At 54.2% G+C, this 23,812-nt stretch carries 21 protein-coding genes; 3 read left to right on the top strand and 18 right to left on the bottom strand.

All coding sequences use genetic code 11. The features are described 5' to 3' along the window. Positions 1 to 53 precede the first annotated feature (53 nt). The 5 genes from cas2 to Q3O12_RS03390 form a co-directional block, all read right to left on the bottom strand. Complete coding sequence (gene cas2, locus Q3O12_RS03410) at positions 54 to 380, bottom strand: CRISPR-associated endonuclease Cas2 (protein ID WP_301669316.1); 327 nt, start codon at positions 378 to 380, stop codon at positions 54 to 56. Further along, positions 373 to 1,287 carry a type II CRISPR-associated endonuclease Cas1 gene (gene cas1 / locus Q3O12_RS03405; protein ID WP_301669315.1) on the bottom strand — a complete coding sequence of 305 codons (915 nt, stop codon included), beginning with the start codon at positions 1,285 to 1,287 and terminating at the stop codon, positions 373 to 375. The genes cas2 and cas1 overlap by 8 nt, the downstream gene beginning before the upstream one ends. Positions 1,288 to 1,352: 65 nt before the next feature. Further along, positions 1,353 to 4,598 carry a type II CRISPR RNA-guided endonuclease Cas9 gene (gene cas9 / locus Q3O12_RS03400; protein WP_301669314.1) on the bottom strand — a complete coding sequence of 1,082 codons (3,246 nt, stop codon included), beginning with the start codon at positions 4,596 to 4,598 and terminating at the stop codon, positions 1,353 to 1,355. 278 nt (positions 4,599 to 4,876) lie between these two features. Next, complete coding sequence (gene dnaE / locus Q3O12_RS03395; protein ID WP_301669313.1) at positions 4,877 to 8,311, bottom strand: DNA polymerase III subunit alpha; 3,435 nt, start codon at positions 8,309 to 8,311, stop codon at positions 4,877 to 4,879. Between the two features lie 219 nt (positions 8,312 to 8,530). Continuing rightward, positions 8,531 to 8,659, bottom strand: a complete 129-nt coding sequence (locus Q3O12_RS03390) for a hypothetical protein (RefSeq protein WP_019742775.1) — start codon at positions 8,657 to 8,659, stop codon at positions 8,531 to 8,533. 192 nt (positions 8,660 to 8,851) lie between these two features. Between Q3O12_RS03390 and Q3O12_RS03385 the strand changes: the two genes are divergently transcribed. The 3 genes from Q3O12_RS03385 (at position 8,852) to Q3O12_RS03375 (ending at position 10,547) form a co-directional block, all read left to right on the top strand. Continuing rightward, the gene (locus tag Q3O12_RS03385; protein WP_004467908.1) at positions 8,852 to 9,085 is read left to right on the top strand and encodes an RNA-binding S4 domain-containing protein; all 234 of its coding nucleotides are present in this window, start codon (positions 8,852 to 8,854) and stop codon (positions 9,083 to 9,085) included. Continuing rightward, positions 9,063 to 9,266 (top strand): oxidoreductase-like domain-containing protein, encoded by a 204-nt coding sequence (locus Q3O12_RS03380; RefSeq protein WP_002240002.1) that lies wholly within the window; start codon positions 9,063 to 9,065, stop codon positions 9,264 to 9,266. Before Q3O12_RS03385 ends, Q3O12_RS03380 begins: the two co-directional genes overlap by 23 nt. A gap of 444 nt (positions 9,267 to 9,710) precedes the next feature. Next, a complete protein-coding gene (locus Q3O12_RS03375) occupies positions 9,711 to 10,547 on the top strand; it encodes a PHP domain-containing protein (protein WP_301669311.1) in 837 nt (278 codons plus the stop codon). 52 nt (positions 10,548 to 10,599) lie between these two features. Here Q3O12_RS03375 and Q3O12_RS03370 read toward each other — a convergent pair whose 3' ends face one another. The 13 genes from Q3O12_RS03370 to Q3O12_RS03315 form a co-directional block, all read right to left on the bottom strand. After that, entirely contained in the window at positions 10,600 to 11,892 is a 1,293-nt protein-coding gene (locus Q3O12_RS03370) for a valine--pyruvate transaminase (RefSeq protein WP_301669343.1), read from the bottom strand. 55 nt (positions 11,893 to 11,947) lie between these two features. After that, positions 11,948 to 13,858 (bottom strand): NADH-dependent dehydratase PglD, encoded by a 1,911-nt coding sequence (pglD, locus tag Q3O12_RS03365; protein ID WP_301669310.1) that lies wholly within the window; start codon positions 13,856 to 13,858, stop codon positions 11,948 to 11,950. Between the two features lie 47 nt (positions 13,859 to 13,905). Beyond that, the gene (locus tag Q3O12_RS03360; protein ID WP_301669342.1) at positions 13,906 to 15,081 is read right to left on the bottom strand and encodes a DegT/DnrJ/EryC1/StrS family aminotransferase; all 1,176 of its coding nucleotides are present in this window, start codon (positions 15,079 to 15,081) and stop codon (positions 13,906 to 13,908) included. Positions 15,082 to 15,203: 122 nt separating this feature from the next. Continuing rightward, positions 15,204 to 15,431 (bottom strand): adenine-specific methyltransferase EcoRI family protein, encoded by a 228-nt coding sequence (locus Q3O12_RS10855; RefSeq protein WP_369419351.1) that lies wholly within the window; start codon positions 15,429 to 15,431, stop codon positions 15,204 to 15,206. Between the two features lie 37 nt (positions 15,432 to 15,468). Beyond that, positions 15,469 to 15,690, bottom strand: a complete 222-nt coding sequence (locus Q3O12_RS03355; protein WP_123812337.1) for a helix-turn-helix domain-containing protein — start codon at positions 15,688 to 15,690, stop codon at positions 15,469 to 15,471. Beyond that, positions 15,687 to 15,920 (bottom strand): hypothetical protein, encoded by a 234-nt coding sequence (locus Q3O12_RS03350; protein WP_185079931.1) that lies wholly within the window; start codon positions 15,918 to 15,920, stop codon positions 15,687 to 15,689. Before Q3O12_RS03350 ends, Q3O12_RS03355 begins: the two co-directional genes overlap by 4 nt. A gap of 183 nt (positions 15,921 to 16,103) precedes the next feature. Beyond that, the gene (locus tag Q3O12_RS03345) at positions 16,104 to 17,345 is read right to left on the bottom strand and encodes a NeuD/PglB/VioB family sugar acetyltransferase (protein WP_301669308.1); all 1,242 of its coding nucleotides are present in this window, start codon (positions 17,343 to 17,345) and stop codon (positions 16,104 to 16,106) included. A 167-nt stretch (positions 17,346 to 17,512) separates the two neighbouring features. Then, on the bottom strand, positions 17,513 to 18,934 hold the full coding sequence (locus Q3O12_RS03340; RefSeq protein WP_301669306.1) for a lipopolysaccharide biosynthesis protein: 1,422 nt from the start codon (positions 18,932 to 18,934) through the stop codon (positions 17,513 to 17,515). 194 nt (positions 18,935 to 19,128) lie between these two features. After that, a complete protein-coding gene (gene ribD, locus Q3O12_RS03335) occupies positions 19,129 to 20,238 on the bottom strand; it encodes a bifunctional diaminohydroxyphosphoribosylaminopyrimidine deaminase/5-amino-6-(5-phosphoribosylamino)uracil reductase RibD (protein WP_301669304.1) in 1,110 nt (369 codons plus the stop codon). A gap of 31 nt (positions 20,239 to 20,269) precedes the next feature. Then, entirely contained in the window at positions 20,270 to 20,734 is a 465-nt protein-coding gene (locus tag Q3O12_RS03330) for a transcriptional regulator NrdR (RefSeq protein ID WP_301669303.1), read from the bottom strand. Between the two features lie 28 nt (positions 20,735 to 20,762). Continuing rightward, the gene (locus Q3O12_RS03325) at positions 20,763 to 21,605 is read right to left on the bottom strand and encodes a class II glutamine amidotransferase (RefSeq protein WP_301669301.1); all 843 of its coding nucleotides are present in this window, start codon (positions 21,603 to 21,605) and stop codon (positions 20,763 to 20,765) included. A gap of 522 nt (positions 21,606 to 22,127) precedes the next feature. Beyond that, a complete protein-coding gene (gene aroB / locus Q3O12_RS03320; protein WP_301669300.1) occupies positions 22,128 to 23,207 on the bottom strand; it encodes a 3-dehydroquinate synthase in 1,080 nt (359 codons plus the stop codon). Positions 23,208 to 23,217: 10 nt separating this feature from the next. Continuing rightward, a complete protein-coding gene (locus Q3O12_RS03315; RefSeq protein WP_301669299.1) occupies positions 23,218 to 23,730 on the bottom strand; it encodes a shikimate kinase in 513 nt (170 codons plus the stop codon). Positions 23,731 to 23,812 lie beyond the last annotated feature (82 nt).

Below are 23,812 nucleotides of genomic sequence, written 5' to 3'. Positions count from 1 at the left end.
GAAATCCTTATTATGTAAGGGTTTCCCGTTTTATTTGTTCTGAAAAAATGGGCTTAAAATAACAATAATTGGTCTGAATTGACCTTTTTTTCTTGGGTTTTCAGCTCTCCCAACAGCAGTTTCATGGTGGCATATTGCTTTTCTGTTACTTCCAAACATCGGATTGAGCCTTCTTGCGGTAGGTTTGCACATAGCCTATTGTGGTGTTTTTGCAACGAATCTCGACCTTTGACAATACGGCTGTATACGGAAAGTTGGAGCATTTGGTATCCATCTTTTAATAGAAACTGGCGGAATTGATTGGCGGCTTTGCGCTTTGCCGCTGTGGTGACCGGTAGGTCGAAGAAGACGATAATCCTCATAAATTTGGCCTCACTCATATTGATATTCTTTCAATGGCAAGATTTCAGGCAGTTTCAGCTGTTTGGCGTTTTTGTCGGTTACGCCGGCTTGAAATGAAGAAACCATTTTGTCGATGGCAGCCAAGGTGCTGAAATGTTGCCGTTCGATGCAGATTTGACAGTGAAGGGTTTTGATAAGGTTTTGTTTGAGGTTGGGTGTCAGTTCAGTTTTCAGACGGCCTTGTTCATGCAAATGTATAACGACCAGATCGGCCAATGGGCGTAAGGGTTCGATAAAGTCATCGGCGAGATTGAATGGATTCAACTCACTTCTATGAAACAAGCCTAATGCAGGCAACCAACCGTATAAGGTCAGGGCGCGTGCAACTGCAGCCCGGAGCACAGCGTAGGTATAGTTCAATGCGGCATTGACGGCGTTGTTGTCATTGCGGGTAAATTTTTCGCCAAAGAGGGCTTGGAAGTAGAGGGCGGCGGCTTGGGCTTCGCGGTTTCCTGTATCGCCCGAGCGGACTTCAGATGCCAAAGTGCGCAGCCGTTTGGCTGCAAGATCATTGCCGGTTTCGTCTGCGACAAATGCTTGATTTAGGATTTTTTGGCGGACGATATGTTGCCAGAATTGCTTTTTTAAGGGTTCGCTTATGTTCAGTTGCAGCTTGAGGATTTTAAGCTGGCGGTGATATTGGGCATAAGGCAGCCATTGTCCGCAGGGTAGGAACTGCTCGTCGCAGGTCAGCAGGGTTGCGCCATGTTCGGCTAAGGCTGATAGGAGCGGGGCGGTAATCAGGGTTTCGCGATTTTCGATGATGATAACGGCGATGTCTTCTAATGGTACGGTATGGGACTCGCCGTTTTGTTGAATCAGCAATTGCCGGCGTTGCAAGGATAGTTTGCCGCCGTTTTGAATGAGCAGGCTGCGCCAAGTCATGTTTTTCCCCTTATTTTGATATAAAAATCCCTGCTTCAGGCCGTCTGAAGCAGGGACAGATTAATTTAACGGACAGGTGGGCGTTTTTTCAGACGGCATGGTCTGATTTCTTTGCCCAGTTCATCGATTTGGTGTTTTTGGAATGAAAGGGCAGTTTTAATTCCGATTCGATATACACCGTCTTTACCTTTAGTTTTATCTAAATCATGTGAACGCAAAGAAATGTTGCCAGTAGAACGATCTAATCCAGAAAAATAGCCGAAGAAAGTTTCTTTTTTAAGTTCAGCTTTAATCAGATCATTCGCATAAAGTACAAACCTAAACTCAAAACTATCATCCATTACCGTCCAATCTTCTTCATCTTTAAAAGCAACAACAGCCCTATCCGGTAAAATCCCTTTCGCTACCTGCCAACTGTAAATCGGGACCAGATAATACTTGCCGCCTTTCTCAAACACATCTACGCGCACCATGGTTGCGTTGTCGGCAATACCGTTATGGTTGCGTACCCATACGCCGGTTTTCTGTACTTGCTCTACGCGTACGGCTTTTACCTGTTGGGTGCGGTTGCCTGCCTTATCGTATTTGTAAAACGGCTCGGCAAAGGCTTTGGTAGGATCGTCTTTATGCGTCTCCAGCCGTGCTTTCAGTGCGTCGTATAGCTTAGGTTCGCGCTCCCGATTGACCATTTTTTCCAAGTCTTTCAGTTTTAACTGTGTCAGCGGTACGCGCAACACGCTGATGCCTTCGTCCAGCCGTTTGGCGGATTTGACGGTTTCCATATGGCCTTGCCCGCTCATCTTCCGATTGGGCGCGCGTGAAACAAACAGTGGAGTAACATATTCGTGTACGGCTTCGGGACGAGATGATAATTTTTCTGTGAGCAGGGTACGCAGTTTTTCGGGGGTATCCGCTTCTTCAAATTCGGGTTTCCCGTCCGGTTTGCCGAAGACGCGAATCATGACTTCTTGTGCGAAAAATTCCCAAGGTTGCGGGAAGTGTGTTTTTTGATGCAGCACTTCTCCTGTTTCTTTGTCTATGGTTTTACCGTCAAACGCGTTCATCTCTTTATAGCGTACAAAACGGGTAATTTTCTGCTGCATGGCAACGGTCGAGCAGGCAACGACTACAGCGTCCAAGGCGTGATGGCGGTCGTTTTCCGCACGCACTTTGCGCAATCCCCAAAAGCCGCGCAACAGATTGGTAATTTGTCCGTTGGATGCAAAGACACGTTTCTTGCCTTTACCTGTCAGCCGCATACGGTCGGCAACAAATTGACACAGGAAACGGTTGACGTAGCGCGTATCGTTCAGATTGCGTTCTTTAAAGCCGTCTTCGTCGAATTTTTGCAGCAGAATCCGTTGTTTTTTACTGCGCGGGAAACGGCTGGTTTCGACACGTGCTTTAAATTCCTGCCATTCGCGGCTATTGTCTTTGCCGTTGAAGTATTCGTAAGGGGTTTGGTTGCCTTTGTTTTGGTTTTCGCTGCCCAATACCAGCACTTTATTGTTGAAACTGTCGTCCCATGTGCGCGAGAACGGCAGGGCATGGTCGATTTCGACATAGCCTTTTTCGTTCAGACGGCCTAAGTTGATTTCTTTGCCCGAATACAGGCATTTGCCGTGTTGTTGCTCGTACAGGCGCAGTTTCAGAATATCTTTGGATTTGGGTTCGCCGACAAAATTGGGGAAATACTCTCGGAATTTGGCGGCGGCTTTTTCCCTGTCTTTGCGGTTTTCTTCTTGGCGTTTTTCGATTTCTTTGCGGTCTTTAAACGATTTGCCCACTTCCCTTGCTGTTTCAATATGGATACGCGCAGGGGAGCCGTAACGGCGTACAACGGCATTAATGACTTTTCTGGCTTGAGATAAGGCGCGCAAGACGACTGGGTTGCGGATTTCGTCGGCGGGAATCGGCGGCAGATAAATCTTTTCTTCCGTATTTTTCTTGCCGTAATGGTCTCCGTAGATTTCGGCGCAGGCTTCATCGTAACGTTTGCCTTGCTCCATTAGAGGCACAATTCGGCGCAAGGCTTTCAAGGAAATTTGAACGAACTTATCGAAGCTAATGTGTTTCAACAGCGCTTCTAAGATTTCGGGCTGTACACGGTCTTTCAGACGGCCTGTAATGTCTTCATCGGTTTTGAACAGGGAGAATGCCGTGCCGATTTCATCTTGTAATTCGGGAGAAAGGTTTAATGGGGATTTTTTGTCTTTCAAACCTTCTTTTTCCAGTGCGCGGCTGATGGCGTGGTAGGCCTTCATTTCCATCAATGTTGAGGCTTCGGCATTGTCTTTGCCGTAACGCAAACCTTTGAAGAATGCCGTATCGTCTAGATCCAAAAGCTTACGGGCTTGTGCGTAAGTCAGTTTGGATTTTCTGTATGGCTCGTCCATAAGCGTGGCGCGTTCGGTATCGGTCAACGGCCGCTCGCTGCCTTGCTCTAAAATACGCAGGTTGTTCAGCTTGGTCAGCCAAATAAAGCGTTCGGCTGTGTAGGTGTTTTTAGCGGCTTTCGGCTCTGTCGGTTCAAAGGTGCAATGCCCCAACATTTTTTGAACGGCATCGCCGGACAAGGCAGGGCGTTGCGTCATCAGCAGGGTTTCGATACCTTCTTTAAGGCCGTCTGAAACATGCGGATTGCCGAATTCTTTTTGTTTTTCAAACAGTAAATTCAGCTCTACCTGCAAATCTTTGCGGCTGAACGTATGCGAATAATCACCGCGCTGGTTGCGGATATGGCCGCTTTCTTTCTCAAATTTATTTAAAGCCAATTCGGCCGGTGTGCGGAAATCGCCTGTCTGTAAGGCATGGGTATTGTCGGCTACGCCTTTAAGCAAAGCGCCAAGCTCCTTGTCGGCAGTTTCGCCTTCGTTTTTTCTTTGCGACAAATAACCGCGGTGTTTGATTAAATGCAACAAGACTGCCGACCACTCTAAAGGCGTCAGTTTGCGGTCTAATGCGGCTGCACGAAGTTGCCATGGTGTATTCGGTAAGGATTTAATCAAGCCGTTTTCATCAAAATCGGCGGCTTGTAATACGCCTTCGCGTTTTAATAGGCGACGGGCTCGAAGCAGGCGGTGGGCGCGACGGCGGGTCAGGCGGCGGACACTGCGCGCCAAACGCCTTGCCATGGCGAGGGAATCTCCGGTTTTCGGCACTTCTGCACGCTCAAATACGCGCACGCCAAAATCAATCAGGCGGATGGGGTTTTCTTCTTCGTCGATTTCTACCATCGCCCAGCCGACGGATGCGATACCGATATCGAGACCGAGGATGTAATTGATTGGATTAGGTTTGAAGGCAGCCATTTATTACTCCGTAAACAACGTTGCAAATAATGATAATATATCTGATTGCCTTATTTATATACAAATAGATTATTGACTTATCATCTCACAACGGCTAGAATCCCAAACATATTGTCGCACTGCGAAATGAGAACCGTTGCTACAATAAGGCCGTCTGAAAAGATGTGCCGCAACGCTCTGCCCCTTAAAGCTTCTGCTTTAAGGGGCATCGTTTATTTCGGTTAAAAAATGCCGTCTGAAACCGGTTTTTGGGCTTCAGACGGCATTTATATTTTGGGTTACCAATTCACGCGCACCGACCGGCTGCCGAGCAATGTTTCCAGTTCGCCGAACAATGCGGAACTCGGCGTAACCGTCCATTTCGGCGGCACTTGAAGCCTGCCCGACGCTTTTTCGTTGGCATACGACAGCTGCAGCGGGATGCGCGGCGTGTCGGGCAGTTGGTGGGCGGCGAGCAGCCGTACCAGTCCGCCGATGTCGTGGCCGGGGGCGAGGGCGAGGCTGAGACTGCGGGCGTAGCGTTCGCGCGCCGTTTGCAGGGTCATGACTTGGTTTGCCATGATGCGCAACCCGTCGCCGCCGCCGTAGTCGTCGCGGCTGACTTTGGATTCGATAATTAGCACTTGGTCGGCTTTGAGGCAGTCGGCGCAGTTTTCCAGCGTCTGACCGCCGATCATGATTTCAACCTGCCCGCTCAAATCTTCGAGGCTGACGAAGGCGATTTTGCCGCGTTTGCCCATCATGGTGCGCACGGCGGTCACGAATCCGGCGAGGCGCACGCTGTCTTGCGGTTTCAGACAGCCTAATTTGGTCGGTGCGATTTGGCGGACTTCTTGGGCATACGGGCCGAACGGGTGGCCGGACAGGTAAAAGCCGATGACGGTTTTTTCTTCGGCGAGTTTTTCCGACTCGCTCCATATGGGCGCGTCAACGAGCCGCACCGGTTCGATGGCATCTTCCATCATGTCGAAAAGTCCGCCCTGATTGGCGTTGGCGGCTTTTTGGTCGGCGTTGTTCATGGCAAGGTCGATGTTCGCCAAGAGCATGGCGCGGTTGGGTTCGATGCTGTCGAACGCGCCGCCGCGTATTAGGGCTTCGAGGGTGCGGCGGTTCATGTGTTCTTTGCCGACGCGCTCGCAGAAGTCCAAGAGACCGGTAAACTTGCCGCCGCTTTGCCGCGCGGCGATGATGGATTCGACGGCTGCTTCGCCCGTGCCTTTAATCGCGCCGAGTGCGTAGCGGATTTTCATGTTCGGATACGGCGTGAAGCAGTAGTCGGATTCGTTGATGTCGGGCGGCAGGAACTCGATACCGTTGGCACGGCAGTCGTCGTAGAAATGCTTGAGCTGGTCGGTGTTGTCCAATTCGGACGACATGGTCGCCGCCATAAATTCGGCGGGGTAGTGGGCTTTGAGCCATGCGGTCTGGTAGGAAATCAGGGCGTAGGCGGCGGCGTGGGATTTGTTGAAACCGTAGCCGGCGAATTTTTCCATGTAGTTGAAGATTTCGTCGGATTTTTCGCGCGAAATGCCTTGTTTTGCCGCGCCTTCGGCGAAGATTTCGCGGTGTTTCACCATTTCTTCGGGTTTTTTCTTACCCATAGCGCGACGCAGCAGGTCCGCGCCGCCGAGCGAGTAGCCGCCGATAATCTGAGCCGCCTGCATCACTTGTTCCTGATACACCATAATGCCGTAAGTCGGCGCGAGAATGCCTTCGAGCAGCGGATGGATGTATTGGAATTCCTGTCCCTTCATGCGCGCGACGAAGTCGGGGATGTTGTCCATCGGGCCGGGGCGGTAGAGCGATACGAAGGCGATGAGTTCTTCAAACTTGGTCGTATGCGCCGTTTTCAGCATTTTTTTCATGCCGGTCGACTCGAACTGGAACACGGCGGTGGTGTTCGCATCGCGGAAGATTTGGTAGGCGACCTGGTCGTCGAGCGGGATTGTGCCGACATCAACGATATCGCCGGTGGTGTTTTTGATGTTGTTCTGCGCCATTTCGATAATGGTCAGGTTGCGTAGGCCCAAAAAGTCGAATTTCACCAAACCCACGTCTTCCACGTCGCCCTTGTCGTACATGGATACGGGCGAGGCGGATTCGTCCGCCTGATACACGGGGCTGTAATCGGAAATCTTGCCCGGCGCAATCAACACGCCGCCCGCGTGCATACCCAAACCGCGCGTCAGGTCTTCCAGCTTTTTCGCCAGCGTAATCAGTTCGTCCGCTTCTTCCGCTTCGATTAATTCCTGAATCTGCGGCTCTGCCTTCATCGCGTCGTCCAAACCCAAAGGTTTGTTGGCTTCCAACGGAATCAGCTTGGACAGTTTGTCGCACAGCATAAACGGCAGCTCCAGCACGCGCCCTACGTCGCGGATGACTGCTTTGGACGACATCGTGCCGAAGGTAACAATCTGGCTGACCGCTTCCGCACCGTATTTTTCGCGTACATATTCAATCACGCGGCCGCGGTTGCTTTGGCAAAAGTCCACGTCGAAGTCGGGCATAGAAACGCGTTCGGGGTTTAGGAAACGCTCGAACAGCAGCGCGTATTTGAGCGGATCAAGGTCGGTAATCTTCAGCGAATACGCCACCAGCGAACCCGCGCCCGAACCGCGTCCCGGCCCTACCGGACAGCCGTGTGTTTTCGCCCAGTTGATAAAGTCTTGTACGATAAGGAAATAGCCGGGGAATTTCATCTGGATGATGATGTTCAGCTCAAAATCCAAACGTTCCTGATATTCCGGCATTTTTGCCGCCCGCTCCGCCTCGTCGGGATAAAGCTGAACCATGCGTTCCTGCAAGCCCTCATTGGAGAGTTTGATGAGATAGTCATCGAGTGATAAACCGTCGGGCGTGGGGAAAAGGGGCAGGAAGTTTTTGCCCAATGTGATGTGCAGATTGCAGCGTTTGGCAATTTCCACCGTGTTTTCGAGGGCTTCGGGTAAATCGGCGAAACGTTCGGCCATCGTTTCCGGCGGAATGAAAAACTGGCTCGGTGTGAAATCGCGCGGACGTTTCTTGTCCGTCAATACCCAGCCGCCTGCGATACACACCCGCGCCTCGTGCGCGTTGAAATCGTCGCGGCTCATAAACTGCGTCGGATGCGTCGCCACCACCGGCAAACCCAGTTCCTCCGCCAGCTTCACGCTGCCCGAAACGCAAGCCTCCCATTCGGGACGCTCGGGCAGGCGTTGCAGCTCTAAATAAAATGCATCGGGAAACCACGCTGCATATTTCAACGCCGCCGCCCGCGCCGCGTCTTCATTGCCGTTCAACAGATTCACGCCCACTTCGCCGTAATGCGCGCCGCTCAAACAAATCAAGCCGCTGTTGTCGCCGTTTTCCAGCCATTCGGGATTGAGTTCCGCGTGATGGACATTGCGGTCTTTGCCGACATAGGCCGCCGTCAAAAGCTCGCTCAAACGCAGATAGCCCGCATCGTTGCGGATAATCAGCATAGCGCGGAACGGCTTGTCGGGCGCATTCGGATTGCCTATCCATACGTCCGCCGCGCCGACGGGCTTAATCCCCGCGCTGCGGCAGGCTTTATAGAATTTCACCAAACCGAATTCGTTCATCAAATCGCTGATGCCCAAAGCAGGCAAACCGTATTCCTGCGCTTTGGCAATCAGTTTTTTAATCCGCACCATACCGTCGGTAATCGAAAACTCGGTATGCAGGCGCAGGGGGATGTAGGTCGGCTCGGTCATGGCAAAATCGGCGTGAACAATAAAAGGCGTATTGTAGCAGGGTTGTCTTTAGATGGCGGTGTAGGTAATGCCGTTTTAGATTCAGACGGCATGACCTGCAAATGGTTTCTTGAATTTTTACGACGGCAAAAAAATGCCTCCTGCCATATGGCGGAGGCTTCCCAAGGAGTATTGATAGATATAAAGAACTATCAAACTAGTTATAAAGAACTATATACCTTATTCGGACGGATGGCAAGCAGTTAAATTAATTTTACGTTCAAACAGGTTTTTGATTTCGTTTTGATGGCTGATGCCGATGACCAGTGTATCGGGCAGTTCGTGTTTGAGGATGTGCATCAGCGTCAATGCGGATTCGTCGGGGAACAGGATTTGCAGCCTGCTGTTGGGCAGGATTTCTTTGATCGGATGGCGGCATATGGGGTTTCAGACGGCATTTTTACGGAACAGGCGGTGCGGATACATCGCTGGTTTTGCGGTAATTTTGGGTACGGCGGCGGCAGGTGCTACAATAACGGCCTCTTTCTGCAAGGGAACATTATGGAAGCCACCGTCTATCTCGAAGACAACGAATACATCGCCCTGTGCGACCTCTTGAAATTGGCCGGACTTGCCGAAAGCGGCGGGCAGGCAAAAGCATTTATCGCCGAAGGGCTGGTGTTGCGCAACGGCGAAACCGAAACCCGCAAAACGGCCAAAATACGCGGCGGCGAAGTCATCGAGTTTGACGGCGCGTGCTTGGAAATCGCAGATGGATACGACCCTGAAGCATAAAGCCGAAGCCCTTTTGGGCGAGCCGCTTTTAGACGAACCCGTCCGCCCCGAGTCGTGGGAATGCTGCGGCAGCGACTGCGGCGAGGCGTGCATTCAGACGATTTATTGGGCGGACAAGGCCCGCTACGACGCGCAACGGCGGAAATTGAAAGAAGCGGGTTGGTCGGACGATGCCGTCTGAAACGGTTCGGCTTGATATAGTGAATTAACAAAAATCAGGACAAGGCGGCGAGCCGCAGACAGTACAAATAGTACGGAACCGATTCACTTGGTGCTTCAGCACCTTAGAGAATCGTTCTCTTTGAGCCAAGGCGAGCCAACGCTGTACCGGTTTAAATTTAATTCACTATAAAACCACGTTTTCAGACAGTCTTTTATAGTAGATTAAAATTGAAAACGTCCATATCGTCATTCCCGCGCAGGCGGGAATCCGGAAGTTCGAAATAGCGGTTAACCTTAAATATTTTTGACAAATCAAGGTCTGGATTCCCGCCTGCGCGGGAATGACGGCATAGGGACTTTTCCTTTGCATTTGCCATACACCTGTTTGTTGAAATCACCGCTGTATCCACACCAACCGATAATATTAACCCCCGACCTTCATTCACCACACACATAACACCCCATGATAGACCTGCACTGCCATTCCACCGTTTCCGACGGTATGCTCTCCTCCGCCGAAGTCGTGCGCCTCGCGCATCAAAACGGCTGCACGCTGCTGGCGTTGACCGACCACGACCACACCGGCGGCATCGCCGAAGCGCGTGCCGAAGCAGACAGGCTCGGTTTGCGCCTGATTAACGGCGTGGAAATCTCCGTAACGTGGCGCGGGCGTACCATACACGTTGTCGGTTTGGATTTCGACGAACGGGACGAAAACCTGCAAAACCTGTTGGCACAAGTACGGCAAGGCCGTCTGAAACGTCTTGAAGCCATCGCCGCCAAGCTCGAAAAGAAAGGTATCGGCGGCGCATACGACGGCGCGCTCGCACTGGCGGCAAACAAAGAAATGGTCAGCCGCACCCACGTCGCCGAGTTCCTCATCAAAAACGGACACGTCAAAAACAAGCAGCAGGCGTTCATCAAATACTTGGGCGACGGCAAATCCTGCGCCGTCCGACACGAATGGGCGACGCTGGAAGACTGCGTTTCCGCCGTCAACAGCGCGGGCGGGTTGGCGGTCATCGCCCATCCGATGCGCTACGATTTGTCCGCCACCGCCAAGCGCAATCTGTTTGAAGAATTTAAAAACCTCGGCGGCGCAGGCATCGAAGTCCACAGCGGCAACTGCTGCAAAAACGACCGCCTCAACTACGCGCTTTTGGCAGAACGTTTCGGTATGCTCGCCAGCGCGGGCAGCGACTTCCACCGTTTAAACGACTTCAGCGGCGGCATCCTCGGCGCGTGTCCCGAGCTGCCGGAAAACTGCAGGCCGGTTTGGGAACATTTTTCCCGACATTGAATGCAGATAAAAATGCCGTCTGAAAACTTTTCAGACGGCATTTTTTTGCGTTTTAAACGTTGTCGTACAGTTTTCGGACGGTTTTGCCGATGGCGGCAATTCCTTTTTCCAGCGTTTGAGCGTCCTGCGCGATGCTCATGCGGATGCACTCGCCCGCGTGCGGGTAATCCTGCGTGTCGATGCCGACGAAGAAATGCTCGCCCGGAATAATCAGCGTACCTTCGGCTTTGAGCATTTCGTACAGGGTTTGCGAAGAAACGGGCAGGTTTTCAAACCAGAGCCACAGGAAAATCGCGCCTTCGGGTTTGTGGATTTTCATCGGGTACGCGCCCAGCTCCCGCTTGAGCAGCGAGACGGCGGTTTGCGCCTGATTGCGGTAAAACGGCCGGATGACTTGGTCGGCAAGCCGTTTCATCTCGCCGCTTTCCAGCAGCGGCGTTGCGATGGCCGCGCCGAAGCGCGTGGGGGCAAGGTTCACAATCGCGTTCAGGCTGCTGACGGCTTTGACGACTTCGGGCGCGGCGACGATGATGCCGGTGCGAACGCCCGGCAGGCCGACTTTGGACAGGCTGAAGCAGAGGATGATGTTTTCATGCCAATTCAGCGTTACGTCGCTGTAAATGATGTTGGGGAACGGCATTCCGTAGGCGTTGTCGATAATCAGCGGAATGCCGTGTTCACGCGCTAAAGCGTCCAAACGCGCCATTTCGCCGTCGGTCAACACATTGCCGGTCGGGTTGGTCGGGCGCGAACAACAAATCGCGCCGATTTTGCCTTCTTTCAGCTCGGGCAGGTTTTCCAGTGCGTCAAAGTCCACGCGGTATTTGAAGAAGCCTGCTTCGCCTTCGTGTTCGACGTTTTCGATTTTGGGCTTGACGGAAACGAAGTGCTGCCCTTCGACATGCACGTCGGCATAGCCGATGTATTCGGGTGCGAGCGGCAACAAAATGGCTTTTTCTGCGGATGTGCCGTCTGAAAGCTTGAATTTGCCGCCGAAGAGGTTGAATAAATAGAAAAACGCGTTTTGCGAACCGTTGGTCAGCGCGATATTGTCGGCGGTCAGATTCCAGCCGTATTCAAGGTTGAGGAAGGTGGTCAGCGCGTCAATTAGCGTGGCATCGCCTTGGGGGTTGGAGTAGTTGCCGATGTTCTCGACAGCGTGTTTTGCCGCCAGTTTGGAAAATATGGCGGCGAACGCCTGATCGATTTCCGGAATGCGCGCCGGGTTGCCGCCGCCGAGCATGTTGACGGGCTTGTCGCTTTTGAGCGCGTCGCCGAGGTCGTCCATCAGTTGGAGGATGCCGCTGTGTTGCGTGAATTTTTCGCCGAATGCTGAAAACTGCATGTCAAACTCCGTGTGTGTAAGGTAGGTTGGTTTGTACGTTATGCCGTCTGAAGGTTCAGACGGCATTTTTTCTGTGTGTTTCGCGAACCCAAAGCAGGTCGCAGATACCGTCGCTCGGGGCAAAGCCGGTCGGGGCGTTGATGAGCAGGGTGCGGATTGCCTGCTGGTCGTAACGGTCGCAGGCCGAACGGATGCGATCGAGCAGGGCGGAGAGTTCGTGCCACGGCAGCATGGTCTCGTTGGCGGTCATGATGCGCGGATGGCTGGTTTTGCGGACGTTGTCGCCGATGAGCAGCTCTTCGTAGAGTTTTTCTCCGGGACGCAGTCCGGTAATGAGGATTTCGATGTCGCCGTCAGGTTGTTCGGGTGTTTTGGGTTTGAGGCCGCTTAGGGTAATCATTTGGCGGGCAAGGTCGATGATTTTGACGGATTCGCCCATGTCGAGGACAAATACGTCGCCGCCCGTACCCATCGCGCCTGCCTGTATGACGAGTTGGGCGGCTTCGGGTATGGTCATGAAATAACGTGTGATTTCGGGGTGGGTCAGGGTAATCGGGCCGCCTTCGGCAATCTGTTTTTCAAACAGCGGGACAACGGAGCCGGACGAACCTAAAACATTGCCGAAACGCACCATGCTGAAGCGGGTTTTTTGTCCGGGTTCGGCGGCGAGTGCCTGAAGGCAGAGTTCCGCCATGCGTTTGCTGGCACCCATGGTGTTGGTGGGGCGGACGGCTTTGTCGGTGGAGATGAGGACGAAGGTTCTTACGCCTGATGCCGTGGCGGCAAGCGCGCACTCGAGTGTGCCGAAGATGTTGTTGCGTATGCCTTCGACGGTGTTGAATTCGACCATGGGGACGTGTTTGTAGGCAGCGGCGTGATAGACGGTCGCAACGGAAAAGGCGGTCATGACGTGTTCGAGCAGCGTGCGGTTTTGCACCGAACCGAGAAAGGGCAGGATTTCGGTGTCGAGGCGTTTTTGGATGCAGGTTTCGCGCAATTCTTTTTCGATGGCGTACAGGGCGAATTCGGATAACTCGAACAGCAGCAGTTTTTCGGGGCGGCGGCGGATAATCTGGCGGCAGAGTTCCGAACCGATGGAGCCGCCCGCACCGGTTACCATGACGGTTTTGCCTTCGATGTCGGCACTCATCAGGCGGTCGTCGGGCGCGACGGAATCACGTCCGAGCAGGTCGGACACGGAGATTTTTTTGAGCGTGCCGATGCTGATTTTCCCGTCCATCAGGTCTTTCATTCCGGGAATGGTCAACACTTCGCACGGATAGGCTTCCAGTTTGCTGATGATTCGGCGGCGTTGTTCCTGGGTCGCGCTGGGAATGGCGAGCAGGATTTTTTCCACGCCGTAGCGTTCGATGAGGAAGGCGATGGCATCGGGCTGGTAAACGGCAAGGTCGTAGATGACGGTGTGCCAAAGCTTGGGGTTGTCGTCCACAAAGGCGATCGCGGAATATTCGCGTATCTGTTTGACGGCCTCAAGCAGTTGTCTGCCCGACTGTCCCGCACCGTAAATGATGACGGGGGTCATATGTTTTTTTTGGTGGTCGGATAAAAGGCCGCGTATGACCATGCGCGAGCCGGTTACGGATACGAGCAGCAGCAGGAAATAGACGACGGGCAGGGCGAGGCGCAGCCTTTCTTCAAAAATCAATGTGTTGAGGAAGAACAGGACGGCGGAGACGAGGCTACCGGCAAAGGCTGTGGTCAGGACGTGGAAACTGACAAAGCGTGTAACGGCACGGTAGAGCCCCATTCTGACGAACAGGCCGATGGTCAACAGCGCGGTCAGCAGGAAAGACTGCCAGTTGGCAAGGCTGAACCATTCTTCGGAATAGTCTGCCTTCAGGCTTTGGGTAAACCAGAAGGCGGTGAAAATCATCAGAAAATCGTGTATGAGGAAACAGATTTTCTTGATGTTGCGCGGTAGGGCAAGCAGGGTTTCCAGAGTCATATCGTGGGGCGGTATGTGCTTTCAGACGGCATATGCCGTCTGAAGGGTTATCGTGTGGCTTCGGTCAATACGGCTTCGATGTGTTCTTTGCAGAACGCGATTTCGCCGTCGGTCAGCGTCGGGTGCACCAAGAACATCAGGCTGGTGTCGCCCAGTTCGACGGCGTTTTTCAGCCGCTCTTTCGGCCGCCAAGGCGTGTCGTTGAAGGCTTTTTCCAAATACACTTCTGAGCAGCTGCCTTGATAGCAGGGGACTTTGCGCGCGTTCAGTTCGCTGACGATGCGGTCGCGCGTCCAGCCGTCTTTGAGGTGTTCGGGTTTGATGAAGGCGTAGAACTTGTATTGCGCGTGTTCGATGTAGTCGGCGACTTCAACCAAGCGGATGCTTTTGAATTTGCCTAGGCTTTCCGCCAGCTTGGCGGCGTTTTCTTGGCGGCGTGCCGTCCATTCGGGCATACGTTTGAGCTGGATGCGGCCGATGACCGCCTGCATTTCCATCATGCGCCAGTTGGTGCCGAAACTTTCGTGCAGCCAGCGGAAACCGGGGGCGTGTTCGCGGTGGTACACGGCATCGTAGCTTTTGCCGTGGTCTTTGTACGACCACATTTTTTCCCACAGGGTTTTGTCGTTGGTCGTAACCATACCGCCCTCGCCGCCGGTGGTCATAATTTTGTCTTGGCAGAACGACCATGCGCCGACGTGTCCGATAGAGCCGACGGATTTGCCTTTGTAGGTCGCGCCGTGCGCTTGGGCGCAGTCTTCAATCACCCACAAATCATGTTCTTTGGCCAAAGCCATAATGCCGTCCATTTCGGCGGGCATACCGGCAAGGTGCACAACAATGATGGCTTTGGTATTCGGCGTCAGCGCAGCTTTGACGGTTTCCGCGCTGATGTTTTGGCTGTTCAAATCCACGTCGGCAAACACGGGGTTTGCGCCTGCGTTCACAATGCAGGAAGCGGAAGCCAAGAAAGTGCGCGAGGTAACAATCACATCGTCGCCCGCGCCTATGCCCATTGCTTTGAGCGCGACATCGAGTGCCAGCGTGCCGTTGGAAAGGGCGACGGCGTACCGCGTGCCGGCGAAAGCAGCAAATTCTTTTTCAAATTCGCGACATTCCGTACCTGTCCAGTAATTGACTTTGTTGGACAGCAGGACTTTGGAAACGGCATCGGCTTCTTCTTGGGTGAAGCAGGGCCACGGGGAAAGGGAGGTGTTCAGCATGGTGTTTGGTCCGTCGGGTTCAGACGGCATTTCTGACAATATGCCGTCTGATGGAGGGGTTTTGCGTGTCCCGATGAATCGGTCGCACGCCGCAGGTGTTGTCAAAATCGGTTGGCTGTGTTTTAACAGTCCGTTGATATTACCGTTGGGCCGAAAAAAGTCATCATCGCTGCATTGATGCGTAAATTCGCCGTACACGGAAGCAAGACCGTTTTATCCCTGAATACATCGGGGTTAAATTCCAGGTAGGCTTGAATTTCTTTTTCAATATCAGAGTATTGTGTGTATAACACATCATTTTTAGCCGTCTTAGTTTTCGACAATTTTGTGTTTTTCGATCTATTTAACATATGAACTTCGATTAGACTGGCAAAGCAGGACGTTTGGCTATATCCGCTGATTTAATTGTGTTAGTTTTTGTAAAAATTTAAACCATTTTTCTAACGGCATATCGGTATGGCTTTTGAGGGTAATATCAGCCTCCCACCGTTGGTAGCCGGATATGCCGACCGTCAACAAATCCGCCGCCGCCTGCTGCGTCAGCCCGTATTTTTGCCGCACCGCCTTCAAATTGGCCGGCGTGTAGCCGAATTGGGGGTTGCTTATCATTGCCGCCCCTTCCGTGCGCGCTCCCATGCCTCGTCCGCTTCACGGGCAATGCGCGGCGCGTTTTTAATTTGCTCAAGCGTGAGGTTTTCTGGCTGACGAATCAATTTGCCGTCAAAAACGCCGTCTGAAACTTTTTTAAACTCAAATACCCAACCTTCTTTATGCGTTGCGGTTTGTTGTTCGAAATCTACCGACCATCTTCTCTGCCAGTTTCTATTTGGGTGAGTCATTTTTTTCCTTTTAAAAGGCTGTGTTTTAGTAATCTGTTGATTTCAATTATTTGCAAGGGAAAAGACAATTATTTTCCGATTAGGAATAAACCTATCCTGTTGAATACCTTGAAGCCAAGTATGCCTATCAACACTATATTAAAACACAGCCAATCGGTTTGTACGGAGGTTTATTTTAATCGCTTATGCCGTCCCGGTCTTGGGGTTTTTGTTCGCTAGGGGCTTTGCCGGATTGCCCGCGACGGTTATGCCGTCCGGGATGTCGCACACGATAACCGCCCCCGCGCCGGCGGTAACCCCGCTGCCGACGGTTGTCTGCTGGCGGCTGCACGCGCCCGTGCCTATCCAGCTTTCTTCGCCGATACGCGTGTTGCCTGACAGGTGCGCGCCCGGGCTGATGTGGACGAAAGCATCAAGCAGGCAGTCGTGATCGACAGTGGCGGCAGTGTTCACAATCACGCCGTCTTTCAATACGCTGCCTGCCTGTACGACTGCCTGAGCCATAATGATGCTGCCCTGACCGACGGTTGCCGACGGGGAAACATATGCGTCCGGATGAACCAGAACGGGCAGTTTGAAGCCGAGCGCGGCGGCTTTTTCGGCGATTTGGCGGCGGATACGGTTGTTGCCGACGGCGACGGCGACGTCGTATTGTTCGGGCGATAAACTGTTTTCAAGTAGCAGCGTCGTGCCGATGACGGGGAAGCCGTTGACGCTGCCTTGGGTGCGGTCGTCCAGAAAAACGATTTCGCCGTATGTGCCGAGTGCGGCGGCAAGCTCGGCAACAACTTTGCCGTGTCCGCCCGCGCCGACGACGGCAAGTTTGCGTTTTCCTGTGAAAGGGGGCATGGTGGCTTCGCCCTGTGCGGAAATCCCTTCCTTGATTAATACTTTTTTAACCGTCAGCAGTAGGATTTTGATGTCGAGGCACAGGCTGAAGTGGTCGATATACCAGATGTCGCATGCGAAGCGTTCGTCCCATGAGGCGGCGTTGCGCCCGTTGACCTGCGCCCAGCCGGTAATGCCGGGTTTCATTTCGTGGCGGCGGTTTTGGAAGTTGTCGTACAGCGGCAGATATTGCATCAGCAGCGGGCGGGGGCCGACCAGGCTCATGTCGCCTTTGAGGACGTTCCACAGTTCGGGCAGTTCGTCCAGGCTGGCGGCACGCAGTTTTTTGCCGAACGGTGTCAGGCGTTCTCCGTCGGGCAGCGGAATGCCGTCTGAATCAAGCGCGTCGCGCATGGAACGGAATTTGACCATTTTAAAAGGTTTTCCGTCCTTTCCGGGGCGTTCCTGAATGAAGAAGACGGGCGAACCCAGATTCTTGCGGATGAGGTACGCCAAAATCAGGAAAACGGGTGAGAGGATAATCAGTCCCGATGCGGAGGTGACGATGTCAAACAGGCGTTTGAAGAATTTACTCATGGGCTAATCTTTCAATCAGGTTGACGATTTTCCGATAGGAAATGTCGCGCCTGAAGCGGCGGACGATTTCGTCGGACTGAACGGGGTCGTTTTTGCACGCCATTTGGCAATCGATGATATCGTGCCCGTGCCGCCCAAGCCTGCCATAGATGTGGTCAAAACGATTTTCATAATGGGAAACCTTGTTTTTTCAAATAATGAAACAGTTTGTGCAAATCTTTCCGGTGGCGCAGGATGCAGCCTGCCAGATATGCCGCCCATACGCCGGCAAACAGGGGATAGTTTGCCGGCGTGCCGAAGCAGGTGTAGGCCGCCGAGGAGGTCAGGCAGAACAAGGTGTGCAGATAAAGCGGCAGGCGTTTGAGCGGCTGCCACAGGCGGCAGGAGCTTTCGGTCTTGAAAGCAAAAAACAGCCAGAATGAGGCGGCACAGGCAACCGCCGCGCCGCGCGCGCCGCCGGACGGTACGGAAAGCCCCAGCAGCAGCAGGTTTGCCGCCAGCGCGCCCAAGGTGGCGAGCGCGATCGGGCGCGTTTTGCGGACGACGTTCAAACCGATGCCGCTGATTTCTACCAGCGTGCAAAACAGCGGCGGCAGCATACACGATACGACGATAAACCTGACGGCGGTGTAGTTTTCCGGCAGCAGGAGGGAGGCAAGGGGCGAGAAAATGCCGGTCAGGCAGAGGGCGGAGGCAAGCAGGGCGGCGGCGGATTCTGCCGTTGCTGAGAGGCGGGCGGGCGGGGCGTTTTCTTCGATTGCGCGGAAAATATACGGTGTCCAAACCGTTGAAAAGATGCTTTGGAACAATAATGCCGCCCCGCCGAACGAAATACCCATCGAATAAACGCCGAGCTGTTCCAGACCGGCATATTTTTTCAGGAACAAACGGTCGGCGGATGCCAGCCCCCAATAGGCGATGCTGCTCAGTGCGATCGGTATGCCGTAGCGCAGCCCCCGGTGCAGGACGGCGGATGAAAACGGTGCGCGCCGGACGGCCTTCAGACGGCATCGGTTTTGAAACAGCAAAAAGGCGGCGGCGGCAAGGTTTGCCAGCGCGTAAACGGCGGTCAGGACGGCGGTGTTCGCCGGAAAGTGCAGCAGCCCGACCGTTAGCGGCAGCAGCAGCAGCAGGGCGAGCTTGGGCACGAGTTGCGCGGACGAAAAGGCAAGGGCGCGTCCTTCCATACGCAAAACCAGTAAGAGAAAGCGGATGGGCAGGAAGCTCAGTTCAAACAGCACCAGCCCGATGCCGGCGGCGGCATCGTCGAGCGAAAACAGGATTTCAGACGGTATGGCCGGATGGGAAAGCAGCAGGGCGGCTATCGCGGCGGAAAACAGCAGCGGCGGCAGGAACAGGGTTTTGAACAAAGTGTCTTTGTCGTCGGCGGCATAGTATTCGCGGACGTATGCCTGATCCAGCCCGAGGCACAATACCGACACCGTCAGTCCCGCTGCCGTCTGCATCAGCACGATGCGCCCGATGTCGTCGGCGGGGAAATACCACGACAGCAGCGGCAGGATGATGACGGCTAAAACCGCGCTGCCGATCGAGCCTGCCGCGTAGCCGAGGATTTCTTTTGTGTCCATTTTTGATGTCCGGACGGAGGCGGGATGCTGCCTATGCCGTCTGAAGCCTTTCTTGATCGGAATTTGACGGCTTTCAGACCGTCGCGGCTGCCGGCGGGGTGCGGCAGTCCGGGTTGCGCTTTTTCGGGTGGGCGGCGGTCTGAATGGTGCCGTTTTTTATCGGCGTTATTATATAGTGAAACGGCGCAAACCCTTTAAAAGGCGTTGCCGTTTTTCCGGAACACGGTTTTGATGTCGTGTCCGAGGATTTCGCTTGAAACGGGTGTCCACAAGGGCGGTGCGGAAAGGGCGGCGCGGTTTTCGGGCAGGGAAAACAGGTCTTTGCCGCTGCCGAGGATTTTGGGCGAACGGTACAGCACGATTTCGTCCGCCAAATCTTCTGCCAAAAAGGCGGAGGTGAGTCGGAAACCGGCTTCGACCATGAGTTCCCCTATGCCTTCGTCGGCAAGCAGGCGCATCAGGCTGTTCAAATCGATTTTGCCGTCTGCCGTTTCAGACGGCATCAGGATGCGGATGTGTGCGTGTTCCCGATAGGGGCGGAGTTTGTCTTCGTCGCGTTCCAAGGTGGCGATGTAGGTCGGAGATTGTCCGTCGGTAACCAAATGGCTGTTCGGGGGCAGACGCAGGCGGCTGTCTAACACGATGCGCGCGGGTTGGCGCAAAGTTGGAAAAGCGCGGACGTTGAGTTGGGGATTGTCCGCCAACACCGTGCCGATGCCGGTCAGCACCGCGCAGCTTTCGGCACGTAAAGTTTGTACGTCGGCACGCGCTTCTTCGCCGGTAATCCAAAAGCTGCTGCCGTCTGAAAGGGCGGTTTTGCCGTCCAGCGAAACGGCGCATTTGAGGCAGACGAAGGGACGGCGGCGTTCGATGCGCGACAGGAAGCCTCGGTTGAGTTCGCGTGCTTTGTTTTCAAGCAGTCCGCATTCTGTTTTGATGCCTGCCGATGCGAGCAGGGCAAGCCCTTTGCCTGCAACCAGCGGGTTGGGGTCGCGCATGGCGGCAACGACGCGTGTTACGCCGGAACGGAGCAGGGCTTCGGCGCAGGGCGGCGTGCGTCCGTAATGGCTGCACGGTTCGAGGGTAACAAAGGCGGTCGCGCCTTGTGCCATTTCGCCCGCCTGACGCAGGGCGTGGACTTCGGCGTGCGGTTCGCCTGCTTTGACGTGGAAGCCTTGTCCGACAATTTGTCTGCCGTGTGCGATAACGCAGCCGACGCGCGGATTGGGCGAAGTGGAAAAACGCCCCAAAGCGGCAAGTCGGAGGGCGTTTTCCATCATGGATATATCTGTGTCCGAAAACATAGGGATACCGTATCAGTATGGGTTGGGGGAATCAGGCTTTGCCGCCTGTTTTGACGGCTTGCGCCAGCCACGAGGCGAAATGTTCCGGGCTGTCGAAGCGTTTGTGCAGTGCGGCGAAGCGTACGGCGGCTTCCGTATTTTGCCCGAACAGCTCTTCCAGCACGATTTCGACAAGTCCGGATGAGGATATGTCGCGCTGACCCGAAGTGTAGAGCCTGAGTTCCGTCAGGCGGGCGGTTTCATCGATCTGTTCGGGTGTCAGGGCGGATTTTCGGGCGGCGGCGGTCAGGTCGTTGCGGAGGCGTTGTGCATTGAAGGGCGAACGTTTTTTGTCCGGGCCGATGACGGCGGGCATTTTGAGTTCGGCGGTTTCGAGCGTGCCGAAGCGTTTGCCGCAGTTGGGGCATTGGCGGCGGCGGCGCACGGCGTTGCGTTCTTCCATCAGGCGCGAATCGGCGACGCGGGTGTCGGGGTGGGCGCAAAACGGGCATTTCATAGTGTTTCTCCCTGATGCCGTCTGAACGTCAAACCGATACGCCGGCGGCGCGGGCGATTTCCAGACCTTCTTCGGTACTCATATAGACGGGGTTTTCGGGACGGTCGTGCCGGACGATGTTGCCTTCGCGGAGCATGACCAGTTCGTCCGCGGCAAGTTGGGACCACGTTTCATCGCGCGTTAGCGGCAGGGTGGCGATGACGGCGACGCGGTCATCCGGCGTGGTTACTTCGGCAAAATCGACCATTACATCGTCGTCGAGCAGGCGCGCCTTGCCGAACGGGGCTTGGCGGACGATGTAGTGCAGCAGCGTGCTGGCGTGGGCAAACAGGGAAATGCCGTCTGAAAGCATAAAGTTAAACAGCCCGAATTTGCGGATTTCGTGCGTCAGCCCCGCAATCGCGTCAAACAGCGTGTCGTCGTCGGGACGGGCGGCAAAGCGTGTGCGGAGGCGGTTGAGGATGTGGCAGAACGCGCGTTCGGAATCGGTTGTGCCGACGGGGTGGAAAAATTCGCCCTGTTCGGGGAAAAAATCGACCAAATGCCCGTTGTGGGCAAACAGCCAGTAGCCGCCCCACATTTCGCGCATAAAGGGATGGGTGTTCGCCAGCGAGGTTTGACCTTGCGAGGCTTTGCGGATATGGGCGACGACGTTTTCCGATTTAATCTGGTAGGCGCGCACGAGGTCGGCGACGGGGGAATTTGCACTCGGTTTGTCGTCATGGAACAGGCGTACGCCCTTGCCTTCGAAAAAGCCGATGCCGAAACCGTCGGCGTGATGGTCGGTAATGCCGCCGCGCCGGCGGAAACCTTCAAAGGAAAACATAATATCGGTCGGCGTATTGCAGTTCATGCCCAGCAGTTGACACATAGTTTGTCCAAATGATTCAGATGGTCGCAAGTATTCGGATTATACCCCGAACCGAAAATGCCGTCTGAAATACGGCTTGTTCCCCATTATTTCCGCGAAAACAGAAAACAAAGACGGAAACTTAAGATTCCGTCATTCCCGCGCAGGCGGGAATCTAGAATTTCAATGCCTCAATAATTTATCGGAAAAAAACCAAAAACCTTCCGCCGTCATTCCCACGAAAGTGGGAATCTGGAAATGAAAAGCAACAGGAATTTATCGGAAATGACCGAAACGGAACGGACTGGATTCCCACCTGCGCGGGAATGACGGGGTGTTTCGGGTTGCTGTTATTCCGGATAAATTCCTGTGATTTTGAATTTCCGGATTTCCATCTGTGCGGAAATGACGGCGGACAGATTGTCGTTATTCCGGATAAATCCCTGCAATATGGAATAACCGGATGCCCGCTTTCGCGGAGAAAGATGATGGAAAATCATCATCGTGCGTCAAACCCGCGCGGCAGCACATCGGCAGAGGAAATCAGAGATACGGTTGCAGGGTGCGGCGGAGGATGTCCGTGTCAGTAATTTCGGTGATGACGGCTTCGCCCAGACGGTTCAACCCGATAAAGCGCATCACGCCGCCGCTGACTTTTTTATCGTGGCTCATATGTTCGAGCCATTTTTCAAAGGCAAACACGGGCGGCGCGGACGGCAGTCCGGCGGCTTCAAACAGGGCGGCAAGCCGTGCGGTATCTGCGGCGGAGATTTTGCCCAGTTGTTCGGACAAACGCGCCGCCAACACGCAGCCGGCGGCGACGGCCTCGCCGTGCAGCCATACGCCGTAACCCATTTCCGCTTCGACGGCGTGTCCGAAGGTGTGTCCGAGGTTGAGCCATGCGCGTATGCCCTGTTCGGTCTCGTCTTGGGCGACGATGTCCGCCTTCATTTGGCAGCAGCGGTACACGGCTTGGGTGAGGCGCGCGCGTTCGAGTGCCATCAGTTCGGGTATATGCTGTTCCAGCCATTCAAAAAAACTAATGTCGCCGAGCGCGCCGTATTTGATGACTTCCGCCATACCGGCGGACAATTCGCGGACGGGCAGGGTGTGCAGCGTATCCAAGTCGGCAAGCACCGCCTGCGGCTGGTAAAACGCGCCGATCATATTTTTGCCGAGTGGGTGGTTGATGGCGGTTTTGCCGCCGACGGAGGAATCGACCTGACTTAATAAAGTAGTGGGAATTTGAACAAATGGCGCGCCGCGTTGATAAGTAGCCGCCGCAAAACCCGTCATATCGCCGATCACGCCGCCGCCCAGTGCGATGAGCGTGGTTTTGCGTTCGGCGCGGTTTTGCATCAGCCCGTCAAAGATGAGGTTGAGCGTCTGCCAGTTTTTGTGCGCCTCGCCGTCGGGCAGGATGATGCTGAAATGGGGAATGCCTGCCGCATTCAATGCCGTCTGAAGCGTGCCGAGGTAGAGCGGGGCGACGGTTTCGTTGGTAATGATGGCGGCGCGTTTGCCCAAATGCGGTTTGAGCAGGCTTCCTGCCTGCGGCAGCAGCCCGTTGCCGATAAAGATGGGGTAGCTGTGGGACGGGGTGTGTACGGTCAGTGTTTTCATGCGTCGGTTTTTATTCGGATAAAAGGTTGAGCAGGGTTTGTATGGTTTGTCGGCAGTTTCCCGATTCGACGGTGAAGTCGGCGGTTTGCCTGTAAAGCGGGTCGCGTGCGGCGTAGAGTTCGCGCAATTTCGCCAAAGGATCGGCAACTTGCAGCAAAGGGCGGCTGTTGTCGCAGCGCGTGCGTTCGAGCAGGGTTTCGGGCGGGGCGTGCAGATAAACGACTGTGCCGCTTTTGCGGATAAGGGCGCGGTTTTCTTCTTTTAACACCGCGCCGCCGCCGGTGGACAGGACGATATGCGGCAGGACAATCAGTTTTTTGAGTATGGCGGTTTCGCGCGAACGGAATCCCTGTTCGCCTTCCATTTCAAATATGGTGGGGATGGAAACGCCGGCGGCTGCCGAAACTTCATGGTCGCAGTCGTAAAAGCGGTAATTTAGGGAGCGGGCAACCTGTCTGCCTAGAGTGGTTTTGCCCGCGCCCATCAGTCCGATGAGGATGAGTTTGTCGGTAAAATTTTTCATGGCGTAATTTTATACGATATTGGCAGGACTGGTAGGGGCTTAAGGTATATCGGGATGGTAATTCAGTTTCAAGCGGCATTTT

Origin of the sequence: Neisseria benedictiae, from assembly GCF_958267435.1 — a bacterium.
In the GTDB taxonomy this organism is placed as follows: Bacteria; Pseudomonadota; Gammaproteobacteria; order Burkholderiales; family Neisseriaceae; genus Neisseria; species Neisseria bergeri.
Note: the sequence above shows the minus strand (reverse complement) of the source record. Positions and strands in the feature narration are given on the sequence as shown.

Excerpts from the sequence above, each read along its gene's own strand:
- ribD (WP_301669304.1), bottom strand. The coding sequence starts at position 20,238 with ATGTTTTCGGACACAGATATATCCATGATGGAAAACGCCCTCCGACTT.
- Q3O12_RS03355 (WP_123812337.1), bottom strand. The coding sequence starts at position 15,690 with ATGATAAGCAACCCCCAATTCGGCTACACGCCGGCCAATTTGAAGGCG.
- Q3O12_RS03370 (WP_301669343.1), bottom strand. The coding sequence starts at position 11,892 with ATGCAGTTTTCAGCATTCGGCGAAAAATTCACGCAACACAGCGGCATC.
- Q3O12_RS03330 (WP_301669303.1), bottom strand. The coding sequence starts at position 20,734 with ATGAAATGCCCGTTTTGCGCCCACCCCGACACCCGCGTCGCCGATTCG.
- dnaE (WP_301669313.1), bottom strand. The coding sequence starts at position 8,311 with ATGACCGAGCCGACCTACATCCCCCTGCGCCTGCATACCGAGTTTTCG.
- Q3O12_RS03360 (WP_301669342.1), bottom strand. The coding sequence starts at position 15,081 with ATGCTGAACACCTCCCTTTCCCCGTGGCCCTGCTTCACCCAAGAAGAA.
- Q3O12_RS03340 (WP_301669306.1), bottom strand. The coding sequence starts at position 18,934 with ATGGACACAAAAGAAATCCTCGGCTACGCGGCAGGCTCGATCGGCAGC.
- cas2 (WP_301669316.1), bottom strand. The coding sequence starts at position 380 with ATGAGTGAGGCCAAATTTATGAGGATTATCGTCTTCTTCGACCTACCG.
- Q3O12_RS03385 (WP_004467908.1), top strand. The coding sequence starts at position 8,852 with ATGGAAGCCACCGTCTATCTCGAAGACAACGAATACATCGCCCTGTGC.
- Q3O12_RS03325 (WP_301669301.1), bottom strand. The coding sequence starts at position 21,605 with ATGTGTCAACTGCTGGGCATGAACTGCAATACGCCGACCGATATTATG.
- Q3O12_RS10855 (WP_369419351.1), bottom strand. The coding sequence starts at position 15,431 with ATGTTAAATAGATCGAAAAACACAAAATTGTCGAAAACTAAGACGGCT.
- Q3O12_RS03380 (WP_002240002.1), top strand. The coding sequence starts at position 9,063 with ATGGATACGACCCTGAAGCATAAAGCCGAAGCCCTTTTGGGCGAGCCG.
- pglD (WP_301669310.1), bottom strand. The coding sequence starts at position 13,858 with ATGACTCTGGAAACCCTGCTTGCCCTACCGCGCAACATCAAGAAAATC.
- Q3O12_RS03345 (WP_301669308.1), bottom strand. The coding sequence starts at position 17,345 with ATGAGTAAATTCTTCAAACGCCTGTTTGACATCGTCACCTCCGCATCG.
- cas1 (WP_301669315.1), bottom strand. The coding sequence starts at position 1,287 with ATGACTTGGCGCAGCCTGCTCATTCAAAACGGCGGCAAACTATCCTTG.
- aroB (WP_301669300.1), bottom strand. The coding sequence starts at position 23,207 with ATGAAAACACTGACCGTACACACCCCGTCCCACAGCTACCCCATCTTT.
- Q3O12_RS03315 (WP_301669299.1), bottom strand. The coding sequence starts at position 23,730 with ATGAAAAATTTTACCGACAAACTCATCCTCATCGGACTGATGGGCGCG.
- Q3O12_RS03350 (WP_185079931.1), bottom strand. The coding sequence starts at position 15,920 with ATGACTCACCCAAATAGAAACTGGCAGAGAAGATGGTCGGTAGATTTC.
- cas9 (WP_301669314.1), bottom strand. The coding sequence starts at position 4,598 with ATGGCTGCCTTCAAACCTAATCCAATCAATTACATCCTCGGTCTCGAT.
- Q3O12_RS03375 (WP_301669311.1), top strand. The coding sequence starts at position 9,711 with ATGATAGACCTGCACTGCCATTCCACCGTTTCCGACGGTATGCTCTCC.